We start from the raw sequence: 17,317 nt of genomic DNA, 5'->3' as shown, positions 1-17,317 counted from the left end.
ATCTGCAGCATGCAAGCCGGCGCTCGCGAAGAGGGCCGGCTTGCTGTCAGATCTGCGCCCAACCACCGTCGACGCACAATTCGGTGCCTGTCACGTAGGCCGAATCATCAGAGGCGAGAAACAGCACAGCCTTTGCTATCTCATCGACTGTGCCGCTGCGGTGCATCGGGATTTGAGCGTGCACCTGCGTCTTCGTCTGTTCGATCATCTCCTCGCTCATTCCTCCTTTGCGCGCGAGATCCGTATCGATGTAGCCAGGTGCCATGGCATTCACGCGGATTCCCTTCTCGGCCAGCTCCACGGTGAGCGACCGCGCCAGCGAGCGAATGGCCGCCTTCGTCGCCGAATAGACGCTCACATATGGACGGCCTTGTGTGCTGAGCGTCGAGGTGTTCAGGATTACGGAGCCGCCGGAAGTCATGAGCGGCAGGAGACTGGCTCGCACCTGGCCGAGATTCCCGAGCACTGTGGTCGTCGTACGACTAAGACTGGTTCGTCCGCTGCCGTAACGCCGGGGGTATGGAACCGGTTTTTGGCCGCCGTTCTCACGGCTTTGAAGCGCGAAGCGTGACGCAGCTCGCAATTTGCATCCGTGATCACTTTACACAGTCTTCGTCGGCCTGCGTCAACGCCTTGGTCATTAATGCCGCTTCGCCATATGGTGTTCGTACATACTCTATCTCCTGCCAATCGGCCTTTGCGTAGAGGTCTTTTGCGTCCTCGGTTGTAAGGTAAAGGCTTCGATAGCCGAGCCTCTGAGCCTCTTGTTCCAGCCTCTTGATTAGCAACAATGCTATTCCTTTTCTGCGGTGGAATGGATGGACGTACAGCGACTTAAGCCAGGGAGTCAGATCTAACCTTCCTCGAAAGTCGCTTTCCCACAGACTGACCATTCCTGCAGGTTTGCCAGCCTCGATCGCAATCAAAGTTAACGGAATTGATTGTGTCTGTGCTCCTTCGAAGAACTCACGTTCTGCCTGCGCGAATGAGCCATCCGAATGGCAACCCCATTGCCCGAAAGCCCAGCTTGCACACACAGGAATGAAATTCGGATATGTCGCCAAGTACTCGACTATGATTCTGCTACCGCCGTGCATCGTCTAATCCTCTTTTTCTTTCAGGTGTTTCGGCGTCCAGCGCGAAAGGAAAGCTCACGGAGCGGCAAATTAGCGTCGGGGTCGCCGATTGAGAAACGTCCCGGTAACTGCGGGCTCTGCTTGCCAGACAATGCCCGAAGTGCCCGACAGAGTCTTCGCACCTGGTACACCGGTAGACTGCGTGAGCAACTCCCCACCGTACAAACTGTCCGATTAGAGGTGCCTAAGAATCTCCGGTAAAACTGCCATGTGGTTGAAGGTTCTGGTGGCACCTGCTTCCAACAATTTCTCTGCTAGGCCCGAGACACAATGAGAACCGCCGACAAAGCCTATCACCCGCATCCGGGCTGCCACCGCCGCTTGAACTCCAGCAACACTGTCTTCGATGACCAGGCAGTTGGCGGGCTGTGTTTTCATGTTCTCCGCTGCGAACAGAAAGAGATCGGGTGCGGGCTTGCCGCGCGGAACCTCGGACGCGCTGAAGACGTGAGGCGAAAAACAGTCGTAGAGATGTGTAATCTGAAGTCCAAAACGCAGCTTTTCCGGATCGCTGCTCGATGCCACGCATTTTGCCAGGCTGATGGCGTCCAACGCCTGTCGAATACCCGCGATGGCCTTGAGTTCGCACGCATATCGCTTGGCGATCTCTTTCATCACACGTTGATGGTGGTCATTTGGCAGGCGCAGGCCCGCCTCGGCTTCGATGATAGAGTAGCTTTGCTGATCGCTCATGCCTATGAAACGACTATTATAAGCCTCAGCAGTTATGGCGTACCCCGATTTTGCGAGAGCCTCGACATGTACCTCGGTGGCGATGCTTTCGCTGTCGATGAGGACCCCATCGCAATCGAAAATGAGAACTCCTGGGGATTCGCAGGCGGGCATGCATTGAGTCATCCGTTAAGCTTTCCTCACGATTCAAGCTAATCCACAAATTTACGGATCCTCCCGGCCAGCGGGGGAGAGCCGCTTGAACTTTGGAAGTCTTATTGGCTTCGCCAGGGCCATCGGCACCTATTTTTGTCCAAAATGACATCACGCCGACACGGATTTAATGCACGAAATCGTTCACATCCATTAGACCCTTGGCGCTGTTTCGCTCTGCTCATCCCAAGACTACCGCGGCGGAAAGTGAAGGCATAGGCCACGATAATCAAGTAACATGTAAAATATATTTTCCAGTATATTTCCTCAGACTGCGGTCTTTTGCTCGGCTAAAGCCACCTGATATTTAGTCTCGCCTCAACCGCAGTCCTCTCGATCTGCACTCCATATATTTTTTCCGGCATCTATAAGCTCGCGTGGCTCAGCGATTGGAGGAACACGCTCTCGGATCTCGATGCACTGGTCCAGCGAAGCAGTACAATGCCGTTGGTGGCCGCAGAACATCTGAAAGCACGCGACACCTAGTCAACTCGCGCCAACGGCACGGTTGCTCTCCCCGCCACTATGTGAAATGTGCCCCCAACAAACTTGTTTCTGGCATCCTGCAGTGTTTCTGGCATCCTGCAGGAGATGGTCAAACGACATCCGACAAAGGAGAGTGGGAAGATGTGGGTCTGTGATAAAGCCGCCCAATGTCGTGGAATTGAACCACCAAAAACGCGCGGAAAAACGGATGCGGCCTATGATGCAGTCGTTCACTTGCTTTACAGTTACGGGCTTATGCCGGGGCAACAGCTGAGTGACGTCGAGTTGTCGGCCAAACTCAACATTGGGAGAACTCCGGTACGCGAAGCACTTATCCGACTTGCAGCTGAGGGTAAGGTCATTTCCATCCCCCAAAAGGGCTACTTCACGAGGCCCCTCACCGATTGGGCCATAGCGGACTCGTATGCTGTGGCACGGGAAGTCCTAGCCTTCGCACTCGCCCGCGCAGAGCCTCAGGCTCACTACAAACCGGCACCTTGTGAAGCATCATCAAGGTCCGAACCCGCGCGTCGAGCGGAAGCGATCTTCACCGAAATCGGCCAGAGGGCATCGAATTGTGAGATGTGCAAGATTATCGACAAATTTTGTTTTTGCACGCACCCCTTACGCGTGGAAATAACTGCGTCAGAGCATTCCCGATCTTTCAGGAAAAGCCTCGCAACGCTGACGAATGCGATGCCCCAACTCGGCAAAGCAACGAGCGTCGTGCAATCCGCATTGATGAGCCACCTTGATTTCGAACAACGCGCCCTGACACACGTTTTGGACGTCGTGAACGGTCGATCATTAAATGCATCCGTCTATAGCGAGCAGTTCATGAGCGTGCAGCGATGACTTTTGCCAGAGCTATGCCGAAATGCCATGCCTTTGCCTGGGCAGCAGACGTTTGGCCAGCATTGGGTATGATGATGATTCCGCGCGAGGTGGTTATTGCACCTGCAAAGGTGTGCACGTGAGTTAAACCCGAAGAAAAAATCGATCCGTCGCATGCCAATTACGGCAGCGTAGAGCCAGATGCGATCTATCTAGATGAGATCCGCCTTCTTGAGCGCATCCTCCATCGAGATCGCCCCAAGCAAGACAAGGGCTCGTTCCAAGCACAGATTGATCTCTGCTTCGCTTTTGCCCTCGAGCAAGGCGATCTCGGAGACGCTCCTGCCCAGCGATATCCACCTAAGGCACGATCTTTCAAAGGGCGAAAGTTTCCACGTCGTCATGAACACCTAGCAGAAATTCAGTCTGTTACCTCGTCATCGGAATCTGGTCTCGGCTTTTTCGACGAAAGCTCAAAATTCGAGATCCAACGAATTTTTGGTTCCCGCCGAGCGCTCGGCGCACAGAAGCGCTGAAAGGACGCGTCACGCCGATTCAGAACAGGTTTTCATTCTCAACACTCAGCAACGTTGTTGGGCATCCCAAAAGCATTTACAACCTTCGCCATTATACGCCGGACTGGCGACCCTTGCGGGCTGTCAGTGCCAGACGTGTCATTCGACAAGTCCCCCATGCTTGCCCGCGCGGCCTCGAGGCTTCGATTGGACTGGCTCAGATTGAGTGCTGCAAACGCGTCTCTATCGAGCAGCGCCTCATAGCTCCTGCTGATCTCGAACGTCTGTCTGCTCTGATAAAGCGTGAGGGCAAGCGCCGTCAGGCCGAAGATAGCCATGAGCAGGAAGAACTTCCCGAAGATCGATAGGTGTTTCACAGGCTACTCCCGATGATGCTGCTGATAAGGTCCGGAACCGCTCGTCCCCGATCGCAGAGCCAAAAAAAGGGCTGCCGTCGGGACCTGTTCGACGGCAGCCAAGGCGCCCTGGGAGGGTCGGGAAACGATTGTAAAGGCGAGTCGGTGCTTGATCTTCCATCCGGTCAATCGCGAATAGCAGTTCCTGTCAATGGGTCGAACCAGTGCAGCTGTTGCAGGTCCACTGTCAGAGGCAGTCGCTGATTGGGCGCTGGCGTCGCTGCCGGCGGGATCCGCGCCACCAGGCGATTGGTGCCCTTGCGCTTGAACTCCTCCGGCTCCTCGGCGTCGTTGACATCGACGGGCGGGGACGCGATGTCGAAGAAGACATAGGTGTCGGCCCCGAGCGCCTCGGCGACCGGGACCGGCTCGTTGAACAGCGCCTCAGCTTCGGGACACACCAGAAACATCTCCGGTCGTATTCCGACGACGACCTGGCGTCCGGCATAGGCGGACAAGACAGCGCTCGCGGGAACCGGAAAACTGATCCCGGTCCCCGCGATCGCCGCGCGCAGGCCTGCCCCCTCCGCCCGGAGTTCGGCCCGCACGAAGTTCATTGCCGGCGAGCCGATAAAGCCTGCGACGAAGATATTTGCCGGCCGGTCATAGAGCCGCTGCGGCGTGTCGATCTGCTGCAGATTGCTTTCCCCGGCGTTGCCGACGGGCTTGAGCACCGCGACCCGGTCGCCCATCGTCATTGCCTCGACCTGGTCGTGGGTGACATAGAGCGTGGTGACGCCGAGGCGCTGGTTCAGGAGCTTGAGCTCGGCGCGCATCTGGACCCTGAGCTTGGCGTCGAGATTGGAGAGAGGCTCATCCATAAGGAAGGCCATCGGATGGCGGACGATGGCGCGCCCCATCGCCACGCGCTGGCGCTGGCCGCCGGAGAGCGCACCCGGCTTGCGATGCAGATATTTTGTGAGATCGAGCATCTCGGCGGCGTCGCGCACAAGCTTTTCGATCTTGTCCTTCGGCATTTTCCGCTGCTGCAGGCCGAAGGCCATGTTCTCGTAGACGGTCATGTGCGGATAGAGCGCATAGTTCTGGAACACCATGGCGATGTCGCGGTCCTGCGCCTCGGTGTTGCTGACATCGTGATCGTCCATGAGCAGCCGGCCGCTGTTGAGCAACTCGAGCCCGGCCGCCATCCTCAGAAGCGTGGACTTGCCGCAACCCGACGGTCCGACCAGCACGACAAACTCGCCATCGGCAACCGTGAAGCTCACATTGGCGACGGCGACGGTCCCGTCCGAAAAGGTTTTTCCGATCCCGTCAAAAGTCATGGACGCCATATTTTGTTCTACTCCCAGTATGAAAACGCGAGCCAAGCCGCCCGATGGACGGAATGCCTCGGGAATTAATCACGACATCAGCCGATGGTCACAGGTATCCCACTGGCGACTGACTCCTCGATTGCCGCCAGAACCCTGGTATTGGCGAGGCCGTCGTTGGCGTCGGCAAGCAGGGGCACGTCGCGCACCACGCTGTCGACGAAGCGAGCAATCGACTCCTGCACGAAGCCGCCGATGCGGGTGGCGCCGGTCGGAGTCATGCCGATGTAGTCGTTGAACTTCATGCCGCCATCGACGATGCGGCGAAGGCCGCCGCTATGGGTAGGATCGGCCTGGATCTGACCCTTCTCGCCGACGAACTCGAGCTTGAAATCGACGAGCGACGGATTGTCGCGCGCAAGGATCCAGCTGTTCTCCATGGTCACCACCGTTCCCTTGGAGAATTCGAGGATCGACGCATGGAAATCCTTGGTGTCAACGCCGCCGGCCGACAAGGTGCCGGAACGGGCAACCGCGTAGACGCGGGTAACCTCGTCCGCGAGGATGAAGCGCAGAACATCGACGAGATGGCTGCCGAGGAACCAGAGCGCGGAGGACTTCGCAGCCCAGCTCAGCATCTCGAACGGAACGAAGGTCGTGTTCGACAGCCGCGCCGTGCCATGCTTTGCCAGCCCGATCTGGCCGTCCTGGATCATGTCGCGGACCTGCGCCAGGATCGGGTTCACACGGTTGTGGAAGTCGATCATCAGCTTGCCTTTGGACACCGCCGCAGCTTCGGCGATGTCCTCAGCTTCTTTCACTGTCGTCGCCAGAGGCTTTTCGCTGAGCACATGCTTGTCGGCCTTCAGCGCCGCCAGGATGATCGGCGTGTGGGTGAAGTCCGGCGTCGCCACCGACACCGCATCAATATCGTCACTGGCGATCAGCTTCCGATAATCGGTGAAAGCCTCAGCCGCGCCGAAATTCTCCTTCATCTTGAGCGCCCTGCCCTCGTCGAGGTCGCAGACGCCGACCAGCTCCGTTTCCGGCAGGACATTGAAGGTGTGGGCGTGGTTGTTGCCCCAAAGGCCGGCGCCGATAACGCCCATGCGAAGTTTGCTCATTCAATTCTACTCCATTCAAAAGGGGGGCGATCAGCCTTTCACCGAACCGAAGGTGAGGCCTCTGACGACGTAGCGGTCGAACACCAAAAAGATGATCATCGGCGGGATCATCGCGAGCACCGCGGCTGCGGCGATGTAGTTCCAGGTCACGCCGCTGGTCGCGAAATATCCGAGCGTCCCGATCGGAAGCGTGGCGGTCGAGCGCGAGCTCAGCACCAGCGGAAAGGCCGCGTTGTTCCAGGCAAAGACGAAGGCGAACATCGAGGTGACGATGATGCCGGGGCGAACGATCGGCAGCGTGATCCGCCACATGATCGTATGCCAGCGCGCACCATCGACACGGGCGGCCTCTTCGAGCTCCGCCGGTACCTCATCGATAAAGCTCTTCATCAGCCAGACGGAGAACGGGATCGTCAGGGTCTGCAAAACCAGCACCATCGACAAGTATGACCCTTGCAGGCCGACCCGCGTGATCAGCACGAAATACGGGATCAGGAAGGCGACCGGCGGCGCCATCAGCAGCCCGAGATACCAGAGCATGATGTTCTTCTTACCGCGCAGCTTGAAGCGCGAGAGCGCGTATGCCGCAGGCACTGAGAAAGGCAGATTGAGAAGCACCGCGCCGATCGCGACGATCAGCGAGTTCACCAGCTGCGGCGCATTGGTGCCGGGATCGACAAGGATATGGCGAAAGGCGTCGAGCGTCGGTTCGAAGGTGAGCTGCGGCGGCATCTCGAACGCCGTTTCGGCCGAACGGATAGCGAGTGCCAGGAACCACAGGATCGGACCAATGAAGACGGCCAGGAACAGCAGGCCGGCGGCATAGGTGAGCGCCGTGTAGAAGGTCGTGCGGCTTTTCATATCACCACTCCTCATTCCGGAAGGCGAAAAAGACGTAGAGGGCGACGATTATGTTGACGATCAGCACCGCGATCCACGTCTGAGCGCTGACAAGGCCGACATTGAAGTTGACGAGGCCCTGCTCGTAGAGCGAATAGCCGAGCGTGCGCGTCGAGGTGCCCGGTCCGCCGCGCGTCAGCACCAGCACCGTGTCGAAGGTGTTGAATATCTGCATGAAGCGCAGCATGACGATGATGATGGCGGTGCGCCGGATGAGCGGCAGCTTGATGCGCATCAGGATCGTCCAAGCCGAGGCGCGATCCAGCCTTGCTGCTTCGATGATCTCGTCGGGGACGGCGAGCAGGCTGGCATAGATCACGATGGCGAAGAATGGCGTCCATTGCCAGATGTCGACGAACAAGATGGCGGCAAGCGCCGTCGACGGCGAGCCGAGAATGCCTTCTGCCGGCACGGGCAGCCAGAGAGACTGCAGGACCCAGGTCACCAACCCGCCGCCGGGGTCATAGAGATAGCGAAACAGGAAGCCGACGACGATCGGTGCAATCGTGGTTGGCAGGATCAGAAGCGCCCGCACGACATTCATGCCGGGCAGCGCCTTGAGCAGGACGAGCGCAATCGCCAGGCCGAGCGAGAACTCGGTCGCGGTGCCGACGACCGAGAGGATCAGCGTATTGGTCAGTGCCGCGCGAAAATCGAAGGCATTGATCGCCTGAACGTAGTTGTCCAAGCCGACGAAGGCCAAGGGCTGCGGCCCGACCTGCAGGTTCCAGAAATAGAAGCTCGATTTGAGCGCAAAGAGCAGCGGATAGGCGATCAGTCCCAGCAGCATGACGACCGAAGGCGCGATCAACAGGTAGGGCAGGTTTCGCCGGACAAAGCTCTTGCGGACAGGCGAAAGCGCCTGCGGCGAGCGGATGGTTGTAGCGTGCATGGTCGAGGTCCAATTCTTCTTCGCGCGTGACTGCCGGCGCGGGCGTACCGCGCCGGCCGGGAAGAAACCTTACGCCTTGCCGAGCGTGCCGATCAGGGTTTTGGCTTCGTCGAGCGTGTCCGCGAAGCTTTCCTTCTGATAAGGAATCATCAGATTGCCCTTAAGGATGCTTTCGAACAGGCCGTTGGTGCGCTCGAGCGCAGTCTTCGGATCCTCACTGCCGGTGAGGAGCTGGTTCAATGTGAGGCCGAGCACGCTCTCGACGGCCGTATAGCCGGGGACCGGCGGGCGGGTGATCTTGCCGTTGCCCTGCTTCATCATCGCGTACTGGACGTCGAGGTAAGGATAGACCGCCTTCACCTCCGCGTCCTCGTAGAGCGATGCGCGGGCGAAGTCGGAGAACTGGTAATTGAGGTCCGGCCAGAGCGCCATCTTCTTCTGGGTCGCCTTCGACGTCGCCCATTTGATGAAGGCGTAACCCGCTTCCTGCCGCTCGGAGCTCGAGGGAACGCCGAGACTGTAGCCGCCGAGGCTGACTGTCTGCGGCAGGCCTTCGGCCTTGGGCAGGGCAGCGGTTGCGTATTTGTCCATGACATCCGACTTCTTGCCGGTCATGTAGCCGGAATTCTTGACCAGGTAGAAATACGGCGTCCACCAGTAGAACATGCCGATATCGCCCTTGGCAAAGCGGGTGCCGGCATCGAACCAGACATAATTGATCGCCTCGGGCGGCGAGAGCTTGTAGAGCTGGCGGTAGATCTCGACCGACTTTACCCAGGCAGGGCCGGTCAGTTCCGGCGAGAAATCCCAGGGAGCACCCGGGAAGGACTTGAACCAGCTGGCGCCATGGCTGACGGAAAGCTGCGTGAACATATGGGTGATCGGCGAGGGTTGCGAGCCGCAGACCACCGTCGGGAACAGCGGATTGCCGCCGAACGACTTGCCTTCGAGCGCCTTCAGCGTCTCAAGGTATTTCGTCCAGGTCCAGTCTTCCGAGCTTTCGGAGGGCGGTGCGGCGATGCCGAACTCATCGAAGATGTCCTTGCGGTACATGACGCCCTGCGCATAGGCCGCGACCGGCAGCGTACCAATCTGGCCGCGCCACATGTTCGAAGAATAGAGAACCTCGGGAATGAAATCCGAGAGATCGATGTCGCTGTCCTCAGCAATGAAGTCGTTCAGCGAAATGATCCAGCCGTTGTCTAGATACTGCCCCAGCCACATCTGGTCGACGGCTATGACATCGGCATCGGAGGTCTTGGCGACGAAGGCGGAAACAAGGCGGGTCTGCAGCGCCTCATAGGAGAGGCTTTCCAACTCGACCTTGATGCCGGTCTCCTTCTCGTATTCCGGGATCATCGCTTTCATCGCGAAGAAGAACGGGTCTTCGACGGATAGTACCCGTACCGTGCCGGCGGCGGCTGCACGCCGTGGCGCCACCAGCGAGCTGACCCCTGACGCCAGGAGCGCTGCGGCGGACGCCGACTTCAGCATGTTCCGGCGCGACATGTTTCCGATATCAAATGTCATGAATGCCTCCTCGTTGTCTGTAATCCAACCTCGATCGAATCCGGACCCCGGTTGGCGCCGTGCTCGACTTAGTTGTTACCCCTCGTCTGCCGTTTGCAGCAGTTTGTTTGTACTTCGCACAAACTTATGCTACTGTCAAGAAGTCGCCACAGAGTTTCCAGCGGAGCGGCCTCACCCGCTCGCGACCGGTCCTGGATGTGCGCGCGGACCCCGTCTGGTCGAGCAAGCGTTCACAGGCTAGAAAGACCAGTTGCCAAATCGGAGATGCAAGTTGAAATTCGAGAATCAACCACCTTATTCGCTCGGGCAGCGCAGTCCTTCCCAAAAGGACGCTGGCGACGGTGGCAACGTGACGCTTGTTTCACAGTCGACGCTGGGCGAGATCAATCGTGGCCGCGTGCTGCAGGCCCTGTACGACCACGGCCCCAAGAGCCGCGCGGAGCTTGCCCGTCTGGCAGGCGTGAACCGTACGACGATAACCGGCATCGTCCAGCCGATGATCGAAGAGGGCCTGCTCGTCGAAGGCGAAGCGGTCCCCTCCGACTTCAAGGGCGGCAAGCCGGCGCGTCCGATCTATTTCAATCCGGAAGCCCCGATGCTCGGCGCCGTGCTTCTCTTGCCGGGCAGAACCCAGACATGTCTCGTGACGCTAAGCGGCGAGATCAAGGCACTCACCAAGGCGGAATTCGATCCGCATGGAGACAGGGATGCGTTCCTGGCGATCATCAAGGACACCTTGTCTGCAACGCTCTCCCAGGCCCAACAGGCGCCCTTCGGGATCGGCATTGCCTCTGGCGGCATGATCGACAGCGACAACGGCGTGATCCTTGCGGTCAATCTCGCGCCGGTTCTGAGCGGCCTTCCCCTGGTCGACATCCTGCAGACGCATTTTTCGCTTCCCGTGGTCATCGATCACCACCCCCGGGCACTCCTCGTCGGCGACCGGTGGTTTGGACCGGGAAGAGGCCAGCAGACGTTCGCGGCCATCTACACCGGTGAAGTGTTGGGCGGAGCCTTCTACATCGACGGACGGGTTTATCGGGGGCTTGCCGGCTCCGGAGGCGAACTTGGCCATACGGTGGTTCAAATTGATGGCGAGCTCTGCAACTGCGGCAAGCATGGATGTTGGGAGACAGTCGCGGCCCTGCCCTGGCTACGGCGAGAAGCGGCTCGGCTCGGTTTGGCGAACCCCGTAGGTGTCACCTCCGCTCGCCTCGTCAAAGAGGCCGCCGAAGGATCGGAGGCCGCCGATGTCCTGCTCGATCGCTATACCCGCAATGTCGCGTTCGGGATTCTGAACCTGCAACAGACCCTGTCGCTCAACTCCTATGTCCTCCACGGCGACATCGCAGGAGGCGGTGCAGACGCCGCCGAACGCGTCAAGCAGCACGTCGAACGCCTGGTCAGGAAGCGGCCAAACCAAGAGATTTCCATTACGGTGAACGGGATCGGAGAAGGTCACACCGCGTTACGCGGGGCCGCCGGCCTGGTCTTGTCCAGCCATCTCAAGTTGGTAATCTAGGCAGGAGAAGATGGCGACGGCCGCGTTGCCATCGCGAACGGGCAGTAGCAAGCAGGCCCACCGCTCCACGGATAGGCGGCACCGGTTTAATGGCGCGCCGTCGACTTGGGTAACCACCCTCCCCTTTCAACGAGATCACCAGTGAAGGAGCGCCCCTTCGGGACTCGACCGCAGCGAGGTCAGCCGGCGGGAAAGGTGCCGTCACGCACCTGTTGCGTCCTCGACCGGCCTCACGTCGCCGGCCTTCAACAGGTTTATCGGCCGGTGGTCATTTAAGCGCTCATCCGGATTGACAAGGAAGTTGAGGACCGTGCCACTGCACTATCGTCATGCGTCGTTACTGTCGGGCGAGACCACGACTCGGATGAACACCATATCGGCCATGGTATCGCAGCAAATAGGTGCCGATGACACTGTTGGAACCTAGTCGCTCCTAAACCAAGCAATGGCCCCCGCGTCGTCACCGGCAACCGCTTGACCACTGATCCTTTCGGCCAACACATGATGAACCTCTGGCCGCCTCCATTTGCGTGAGTGGTCCGATGCTCGGGACAAGATGAGGATCAAATAGATTGCGGGCGACACATTGCCGGCTTAAAGCTCTTCAAGCGGCAATCAGCCGTGAAAGCGTCGAGGATTTGTTCATGGCCACTGGCACGATTAAGTTTTTCAATGGAGACAAGGGATTTGGCTTTATTACACCCGAAAATGGAGGGGCTGACGTGTTTGTGCATGTGTCTGCCTTGCAAGGTGGCAGTTCCCTGAGCGAAGGACAGAAAGTGAGTTACGACCTAGGTCAGGATCGCAAGACCGGAAAATCGAAGGCAGAAAACGTTCGCGTACTTTAACTGAGATCGTTCAATTCGTGGATCGGCCGCGGAGGCCGATCCTGTTCTGGTAGGCCGAGATCTCGACCGCGATGTGATCGAACCGTCGAACCGTGGAAGCCTTCGCGGAGACCGTTGGGATGACGACCCATAGCGGGGGCGGCGGCGCCCTCAGTTAGTCGCCGCTCTGCCTTTTGCTTCTCGTACGGCGCTCGGCTTGATAGCCACTTATTCAGTGTAGGGCTTGCCATAGGCGCGCGATCCTCGAGGCTTGAATGTGGCCTCTAGTTTGAAATCGCTACTCCAAGAGTATCTCGCGATGTCGTGACGCTTGTCGACAGAACGGCAAGCATCGCAAAGGAATGAGCGCGTCAGATTAATGTCGCCCCGCCACCCGATCGATGCCGCGCGGGGGGATCCACCAGGCGTCTCCACAACTGAGCTGGCGGCCGCAGAGCGGTGACTGAAAGAATGCGCGGTTGGCGACATTTTGGAGCAGGCCAATTGTCGGTTTCGGGAGCCAAATGTCGGCAAGTTGACAATGTATACGGTCATACAAGGCGCAAGGCCAGAAATCTCAGCTTGGTACGCCGCTTGCCTCGTTCACGGCATCATCACTTGAGCGTTTGCGAGAGCGAGATGGGTAGTTTGGCAACATTGAGAAAAGGCGGAAATCAGCTATGCCGCAAACTGATGTAGAGCGCTTCGTCAACGACTTAGGGGGAAAAGCGAGCCTGCTTGAAAACGTCAAACCAACTGCTACAGGCCTTGCAACGATCGCAGCGGTCGGAAAGAGCCTCGACTACAACATCACGCCTGACGAGGTGAAAAGTTACGTACGGTTGGCCAACCCACGGAGGGTGACTAGTAGTAAGAGGCTCGACGCCGAGGAAAAGTTCCCTGGCTTCGCCGCGGTCGTTGTACTTATTGTAGTTGTTGTTGCGGTGGCGACTTGACGTGATTCTGGTTCTGCCGGCATCGACTTGGCCGAGCCGGTGCCAAGAGAACATGGAAGCCATCCAATCGAGAAAGAAACATGTCATCAAGCCTGCAACGTATGGCTTCAGGGGCCGACCTGTGCCCTCGGGGCGAACACTGCCGACCGAATGTTGACCGGCGCACACCAGAGCAACGGCGCACGTTGTCACACGTCAAGCGCTTCATGGAACGGCTGTCTGGTGATGTAAAGTTCCGCAGGGCGCTTTCGGAGAACGTAGACGCGCCTGGAGCAGTAACAGAGCGCTACGGCATCGAAGTTGACCCAATGCAAATGCTGCCGCTCTGGCGCAGTGACCACCTGAATTACCGCTTCAAGCCGGAGTCTGCCCCCTGGCCATTGGCGATGATGTGGGATGACCATATCCGCGACATGTTGCGCCATCGCGACCGCCTGCGCGTCGAAGGCGATATGTCGAAGATCAACCCCCGATTTCATGCCTGGCGTGAGCGCCAGATGCGGCGCTGCAACGACGAATTGGGCGGATCGGCGCCCTCGATCACGCACCCCATTATCGCCTTCGAGCTGAGCGAAGGCTGCACCGTCGGCTGCTGGTTCTGTGGCCTCTCGGCCGATCGCTTTAAAGGCTATTATGACTACAGCGAAGAGCATGCAGAGCTTTGGCGCGGTGTGGTTGGTGTCGCAAGCGACATGTTTGGTTCGGCGGCCCGCACTGGTTTCTGCTACTGGGCCACAGATCCTATGGACAACCCGCACTACGATCAGTTTCTGTACGACTACTATCAAATCACGGGAGCATTGCCGCAAACATCGACAGCCGCCCCGCTCAAGGATGAGGCACTCACCAGGCGCGTGCTCGGACTCTTCGACCGTTACGGCACTACTACCAATCGTTTCTCCGTGCTGAGCACAGCACATCTCAATAAGATTCACATGGCGTTTTCGCCTGAGGAGCTCCTCGGGGTCGAACTCATCCTGCAGGGCAAGGAAGCACCGACCGCGAAGGCTTTCACCGGGCGCGCACGCGCGCGGAAGCAGAAGCTCAGGGTGGCTAACGAATGTGATGCAATCGCCTTGCCGGAGGGCTATCACACGACAATCGCCTGTGTTTCCGGCTTCCTCGTAAATATGCCGCAGGGACGTTCACAATTGGTGACGCCGGTACCGGGCAGCGTACGGTGGCCTCTCGGGTATCGCATTGTGGATCAACGTTTCTTCAGGACGCTTGACGAGTTTCGGGAGGGGCTGCAGAGCATGATGGATCAGCATATGCTCGAGAGCCCAGCCCCAGGCCTGCCGATTCGCTTCCGCAGCGACCTGCAATACAGGCCAGGAAACGGTTACTTCGAGCTCCGCTCACGCAACATGGAACACAGGGTGCTTGACGATGTCGCTCCGATTTCCGTTGGCCAACTAATCGCGTGCGGCAACTGCACAGCCTCGGAGCTCGTTAGGCGGGTCGCGACGGACGGGTCGAGCATACTTTCGGTCGCGGACCTGCTCGAACAGTTATACGCGGCCGGGGTGATCGAAGAGGACCTCGATGACCGCTTTGCTTGGCAGAACGGCGACGGGATGACGAGCCGCGTCGAAGGGGCCTGATGCGAAGGCCTTCGGGACGGGGATGTATTATTACGTTACCTCATTTGCCGGGGGGCCGAGCATGCGCACCGACCAGGTGAAAGAGTCGTCGTATCACGGCGAGCTTCGTGGTGATGGTCGTGTCCTTGCGCTTCCACCACCATCGCAGTCAGTTTCAGCGCAAGCATCGCATCGCTGACTACGCCTGCAACCCGCCGAACTACCATCAAAGGTACCAGCATCGCGATGTTCGCGACCTCGGTCTGCGGTTGACCCGGTAATCAGTCGGAGGGCGTCCCGTCGCCGATACTTGGCAAAGTCGCGCAGGAGACACGAACGAGTACTGCCGTGACCGGGATGGCTTGCGTCGCTCTGGTAGTATTCGTAGTCTTACCAATCCAAACGTCTCCCGTAAGCCTTCTCTGCTGGGCTCCTCCAACCATTTGGGCCACGGATGGGTATTATCCAAACAATGGATTTTACCAATGACCGAGAATAGCGCATAGCGTCATCGCGGTGCCCCGCCGTACGGCGGCATGATCACCGTTTGGATGCGTGCGAGGAAATTTGCCATCGTGCTTTCTGCGCCGATACCGATCCGGTTGGACTCGCCCTCGTGACGAAGGCGACCGCGCTGATCAGAAAGATTCGCCGGAGCAAAACAAATGCACATTCTCGATGTTGATCAGATGATCCAGTCCTTTGTGAAATCGCTAGAGCTGGTTGTGATTTTCGCTACCTTTTGCGCCGCGCTGGAGCTAACCCTTCCGGCTTATCGCTACAGTTTTGCCTCATACGTTCGCGGCGTGCGGAATTGGATTATTCGCCTCGGATGGGGTGCGTTGGTTTGGCACCTCTACGCCGTAAGCTTGGACTGGTTAGGGGTAACGCCGCTCGTAACAATCGACTTCGGTACGTTGCTTCACTCCGAAAACGCAATCATTAACACTGGATTGGCCGTCCTTTCAGGGGTTTTGGTCGCGATTGCCGGGGACTTCTTTTACTACTGGATGCACCGCGCTCAGCATGCTGTTCCATTCCTCTGGCGCCTGCACGCTACTCACCACTCGATCCGCGAATTGACGGCATGGAATTGCAATCATCACGTTACCGAGCCCCTCATTTACGCAGCGTTAGTGGCCCTACCTCTCGCGCTTATCCACTTCGAATCTGGCGTAGTGCCCGTTGTTGCCATGACCCTGATTACGTTCCAGGCCCATCTTTCACACTCTAGCACCCGCATCAATCTTGGGCCGCTTCGGTACATCATTGGCGACAATAAGTTCCACCGCATTCATCACTCGATGGAACCGCATCACCGGCACCGAAACTATGGGTTCTTTACAACCGTCTGGGACACGATTTTTCTGACGGCATACTGGCCAAAAAAGAATGAGTGGCCAGAAGTTGGCCTCCGAGACCAGCCCGAGCCGCTCACCGTGCGCGATTACATTATGTTCCCATTCGATCGACGTCGCTGGCGTAGAGCTAAAGTCGGAAGTGATGTAGGGGCTGGGGATTGAATGGGAATCTACGCGAATCTGGCTGTCGAGATCCCAAAAACCATAAAGAATGTGCATCGAGCGGGCACGGATGTTCGCGTCAAAGATTTCTGGCGAAGATGCTACCGGCAAGTGTGACCAGGACGTGTACTGATCTTCGCCTCCGAATCAAGTAGGCGGATTACCATCATCTGGGTGGGTCGCGCAGCAAAGAAACGCATTCGGCCGCGAAGTGTCGCGGCGATGCGGCTGCCAAAGTGATTTCACTTGTGAGATGCAGGATTTCACATGATTGATAGGTCCCAGTACCGAGACGCAATGGCAGGTCTTGCCGCGGCAGTTAATATCGTTACGTCGAACGGGGCCGCAGGCCTTGCAGGATGCACAGTCACCGCAGCCTGCTCAGTGACGGACGAGCCGCCGACGCTCCTCGTCTGCATCAATCGCTCGAGCGCCACCAACGAAATCATTCGCAAGAATGGAAATCTTTGTGTCAACGTTCTGTCGGCCGATCAGCGTGACGTGGCGATGCAGTTTGCTACGAAGGGGCTGTCAGTCCGCGAACGGCTCGCCTGTGCTAAATGGGGTGCTCTTGAAACGGGCGCTCCGGTGCTCGATGGGGCTGTCTGTGCTTTCGATTGTCAGGTCGATTCTGCTTCGGAAGTGGGCACCCACACCGTTTTCTATTGCGGAGTGACGGCCGTTCGATACGAGGCCGGTTGCGATGGGCTCATCTATTTCGGGCGAGACTTCCACCGCGTTGGCGTCAGTGCTGCGCGTCTTGCCGAGATCCGGGCCTGAAGAAGATGGCAAGAGGATGATTTGCGTTCGCTTGCCGCTCCACCCGGAAGGCATTTGGCCAATGTCAAATGGCGTTCCTTCGCACACTGATCCTTGCCCGCCCGCCAAGGTGTCGGCGATGAGCGTCTGGTTTTCAT

16 protein-coding genes are annotated in these 17,317 nt (G+C 58.3%); 7 read left to right on the top strand and 9 right to left on the bottom strand.

Annotation, left to right across the window (positions count from 1 at the left end):
• Positions 1 to 46: 46 nt before the first annotated feature.
• The 3 genes from ATC00_RS15625 to ATC00_RS15615 all read right to left on the bottom strand — a co-directional run bounded on the left by ATC00_RS15625 (position 47) and on the right by ATC00_RS15615 (position 1,982).
• Positions 47 to 466 (bottom strand): SDR family oxidoreductase, encoded by a 420-nt coding sequence (locus tag ATC00_RS15625; RefSeq protein ID WP_234782317.1) that lies wholly within the window; start codon positions 464 to 466, stop codon positions 47 to 49.
• 130 nt (positions 467 to 596) lie between these two features.
• Positions 597 to 1,097: a GNAT family N-acetyltransferase gene (locus tag ATC00_RS31150; RefSeq protein WP_037381219.1), complete on the bottom strand. Its 501-nt coding sequence runs from the start codon at positions 1,095 to 1,097 to the stop codon at positions 597 to 599.
• A gap of 213 nt (positions 1,098 to 1,310) precedes the next feature.
• On the bottom strand, positions 1,311 to 1,982 hold the full coding sequence (locus ATC00_RS15615; protein ID WP_037381433.1) for an HAD family hydrolase: 672 nt from the start codon (positions 1,980 to 1,982) through the stop codon (positions 1,311 to 1,313).
• A gap of 666 nt (positions 1,983 to 2,648) precedes the next feature.
• Between ATC00_RS15615 and ATC00_RS15610 the strand changes: the two genes are divergently transcribed.
• Positions 2,649 to 3,362 carry a GntR family transcriptional regulator gene (locus ATC00_RS15610; RefSeq protein ID WP_052035411.1) on the top strand — a complete coding sequence of 238 codons (714 nt, stop codon included), beginning with the start codon at positions 2,649 to 2,651 and terminating at the stop codon, positions 3,360 to 3,362.
• A gap of 553 nt (positions 3,363 to 3,915) precedes the next feature.
• Here ATC00_RS15610 and ATC00_RS15600 read toward each other — a convergent pair.
• The 6 genes from ATC00_RS15600 to ATC00_RS15575 form a co-directional block, all read right to left on the bottom strand.
• Positions 3,916 to 4,233 carry a hypothetical protein gene (locus tag ATC00_RS15600; RefSeq protein ID WP_037381215.1) on the bottom strand — a complete coding sequence of 106 codons (318 nt, stop codon included), beginning with the start codon at positions 4,231 to 4,233 and terminating at the stop codon, positions 3,916 to 3,918.
• A gap of 164 nt (positions 4,234 to 4,397) precedes the next feature.
• The gene (locus ATC00_RS15595) at positions 4,398 to 5,564 is read right to left on the bottom strand and encodes an ABC transporter ATP-binding protein (protein ID WP_037381212.1); all 1,167 of its coding nucleotides are present in this window, start codon (positions 5,562 to 5,564) and stop codon (positions 4,398 to 4,400) included.
• A gap of 77 nt (positions 5,565 to 5,641) precedes the next feature.
• The gene (locus tag ATC00_RS15590) at positions 5,642 to 6,667 is read right to left on the bottom strand and encodes a Gfo/Idh/MocA family protein (protein ID WP_037381210.1); all 1,026 of its coding nucleotides are present in this window, start codon (positions 6,665 to 6,667) and stop codon (positions 5,642 to 5,644) included.
• Positions 6,668 to 6,697: 30 nt separating this feature from the next.
• Positions 6,698 to 7,528, bottom strand: a complete 831-nt coding sequence (locus tag ATC00_RS15585; RefSeq protein ID WP_037381207.1) for a carbohydrate ABC transporter permease — start codon at positions 7,526 to 7,528, stop codon at positions 6,698 to 6,700.
• A 1-nt stretch (position 7,529) separates the two neighbouring features.
• Positions 7,530 to 8,459 carry a carbohydrate ABC transporter permease gene (locus tag ATC00_RS15580; RefSeq protein ID WP_037381205.1) on the bottom strand — a complete coding sequence of 310 codons (930 nt, stop codon included), beginning with the start codon at positions 8,457 to 8,459 and terminating at the stop codon, positions 7,530 to 7,532.
• Between the two features lie 69 nt (positions 8,460 to 8,528).
• On the bottom strand, positions 8,529 to 9,989 hold the full coding sequence (locus ATC00_RS15575) for an ABC transporter substrate-binding protein (protein WP_037381203.1): 1,461 nt from the start codon (positions 9,987 to 9,989) through the stop codon (positions 8,529 to 8,531).
• A 271-nt stretch (positions 9,990 to 10,260) separates the two neighbouring features.
• Here ATC00_RS15575 and ATC00_RS15570 point away from each other — a divergent pair, with 271 nt between their 5' ends.
• The 6 genes from ATC00_RS15570 to ATC00_RS15550 all read left to right on the top strand — a co-directional run bounded on the left by ATC00_RS15570 (position 10,261) and on the right by ATC00_RS15550 (position 17,180).
• Positions 10,261 to 11,511, top strand: coding sequence for an ROK family transcriptional regulator (locus ATC00_RS15570; protein ID WP_037381201.1), 1,251 nt, complete (start codon positions 10,261 to 10,263; stop codon positions 11,509 to 11,511).
• 644 nt (positions 11,512 to 12,155) lie between these two features.
• Positions 12,156 to 12,359 carry a cold-shock protein gene (locus ATC00_RS31145; protein ID WP_018097662.1) on the top strand — a complete coding sequence of 68 codons (204 nt, stop codon included), beginning with the start codon at positions 12,156 to 12,158 and terminating at the stop codon, positions 12,357 to 12,359.
• Positions 12,360 to 13,018: 659 nt separating this feature from the next.
• Positions 13,019 to 13,294, top strand: a complete 276-nt coding sequence (locus ATC00_RS15565; RefSeq protein WP_052035410.1) for a hypothetical protein — start codon at positions 13,019 to 13,021, stop codon at positions 13,292 to 13,294.
• Positions 13,295 to 13,500: 206 nt separating this feature from the next.
• Positions 13,501 to 14,898: a radical SAM family RiPP maturation amino acid epimerase gene (locus tag ATC00_RS15560; protein ID WP_327290354.1), complete on the top strand. Its 1,398-nt coding sequence runs from the start codon at positions 13,501 to 13,503 to the stop codon at positions 14,896 to 14,898.
• Positions 14,899 to 15,542: 644 nt separating this feature from the next.
• On the top strand, positions 15,543 to 16,400 hold the full coding sequence (locus ATC00_RS15555) for a sterol desaturase family protein (protein ID WP_037381195.1): 858 nt from the start codon (positions 15,543 to 15,545) through the stop codon (positions 16,398 to 16,400).
• A 267-nt stretch (positions 16,401 to 16,667) separates the two neighbouring features.
• Complete coding sequence (locus tag ATC00_RS15550; RefSeq protein WP_037381191.1) at positions 16,668 to 17,180, top strand: flavin reductase; 513 nt, start codon at positions 16,668 to 16,670, stop codon at positions 17,178 to 17,180.
• Positions 17,181 to 17,317 lie beyond the last annotated feature (137 nt).

Source organism: Sinorhizobium americanum (assembly GCF_001651855.1).
Lineage (GTDB): Bacteria > Pseudomonadota > Alphaproteobacteria > Rhizobiales > Rhizobiaceae > Sinorhizobium > Sinorhizobium americanum.
The sequence above is the reverse complement of the archived record's forward strand: the minus strand, read 5'-3'. Positions and strand labels throughout refer to the sequence as shown.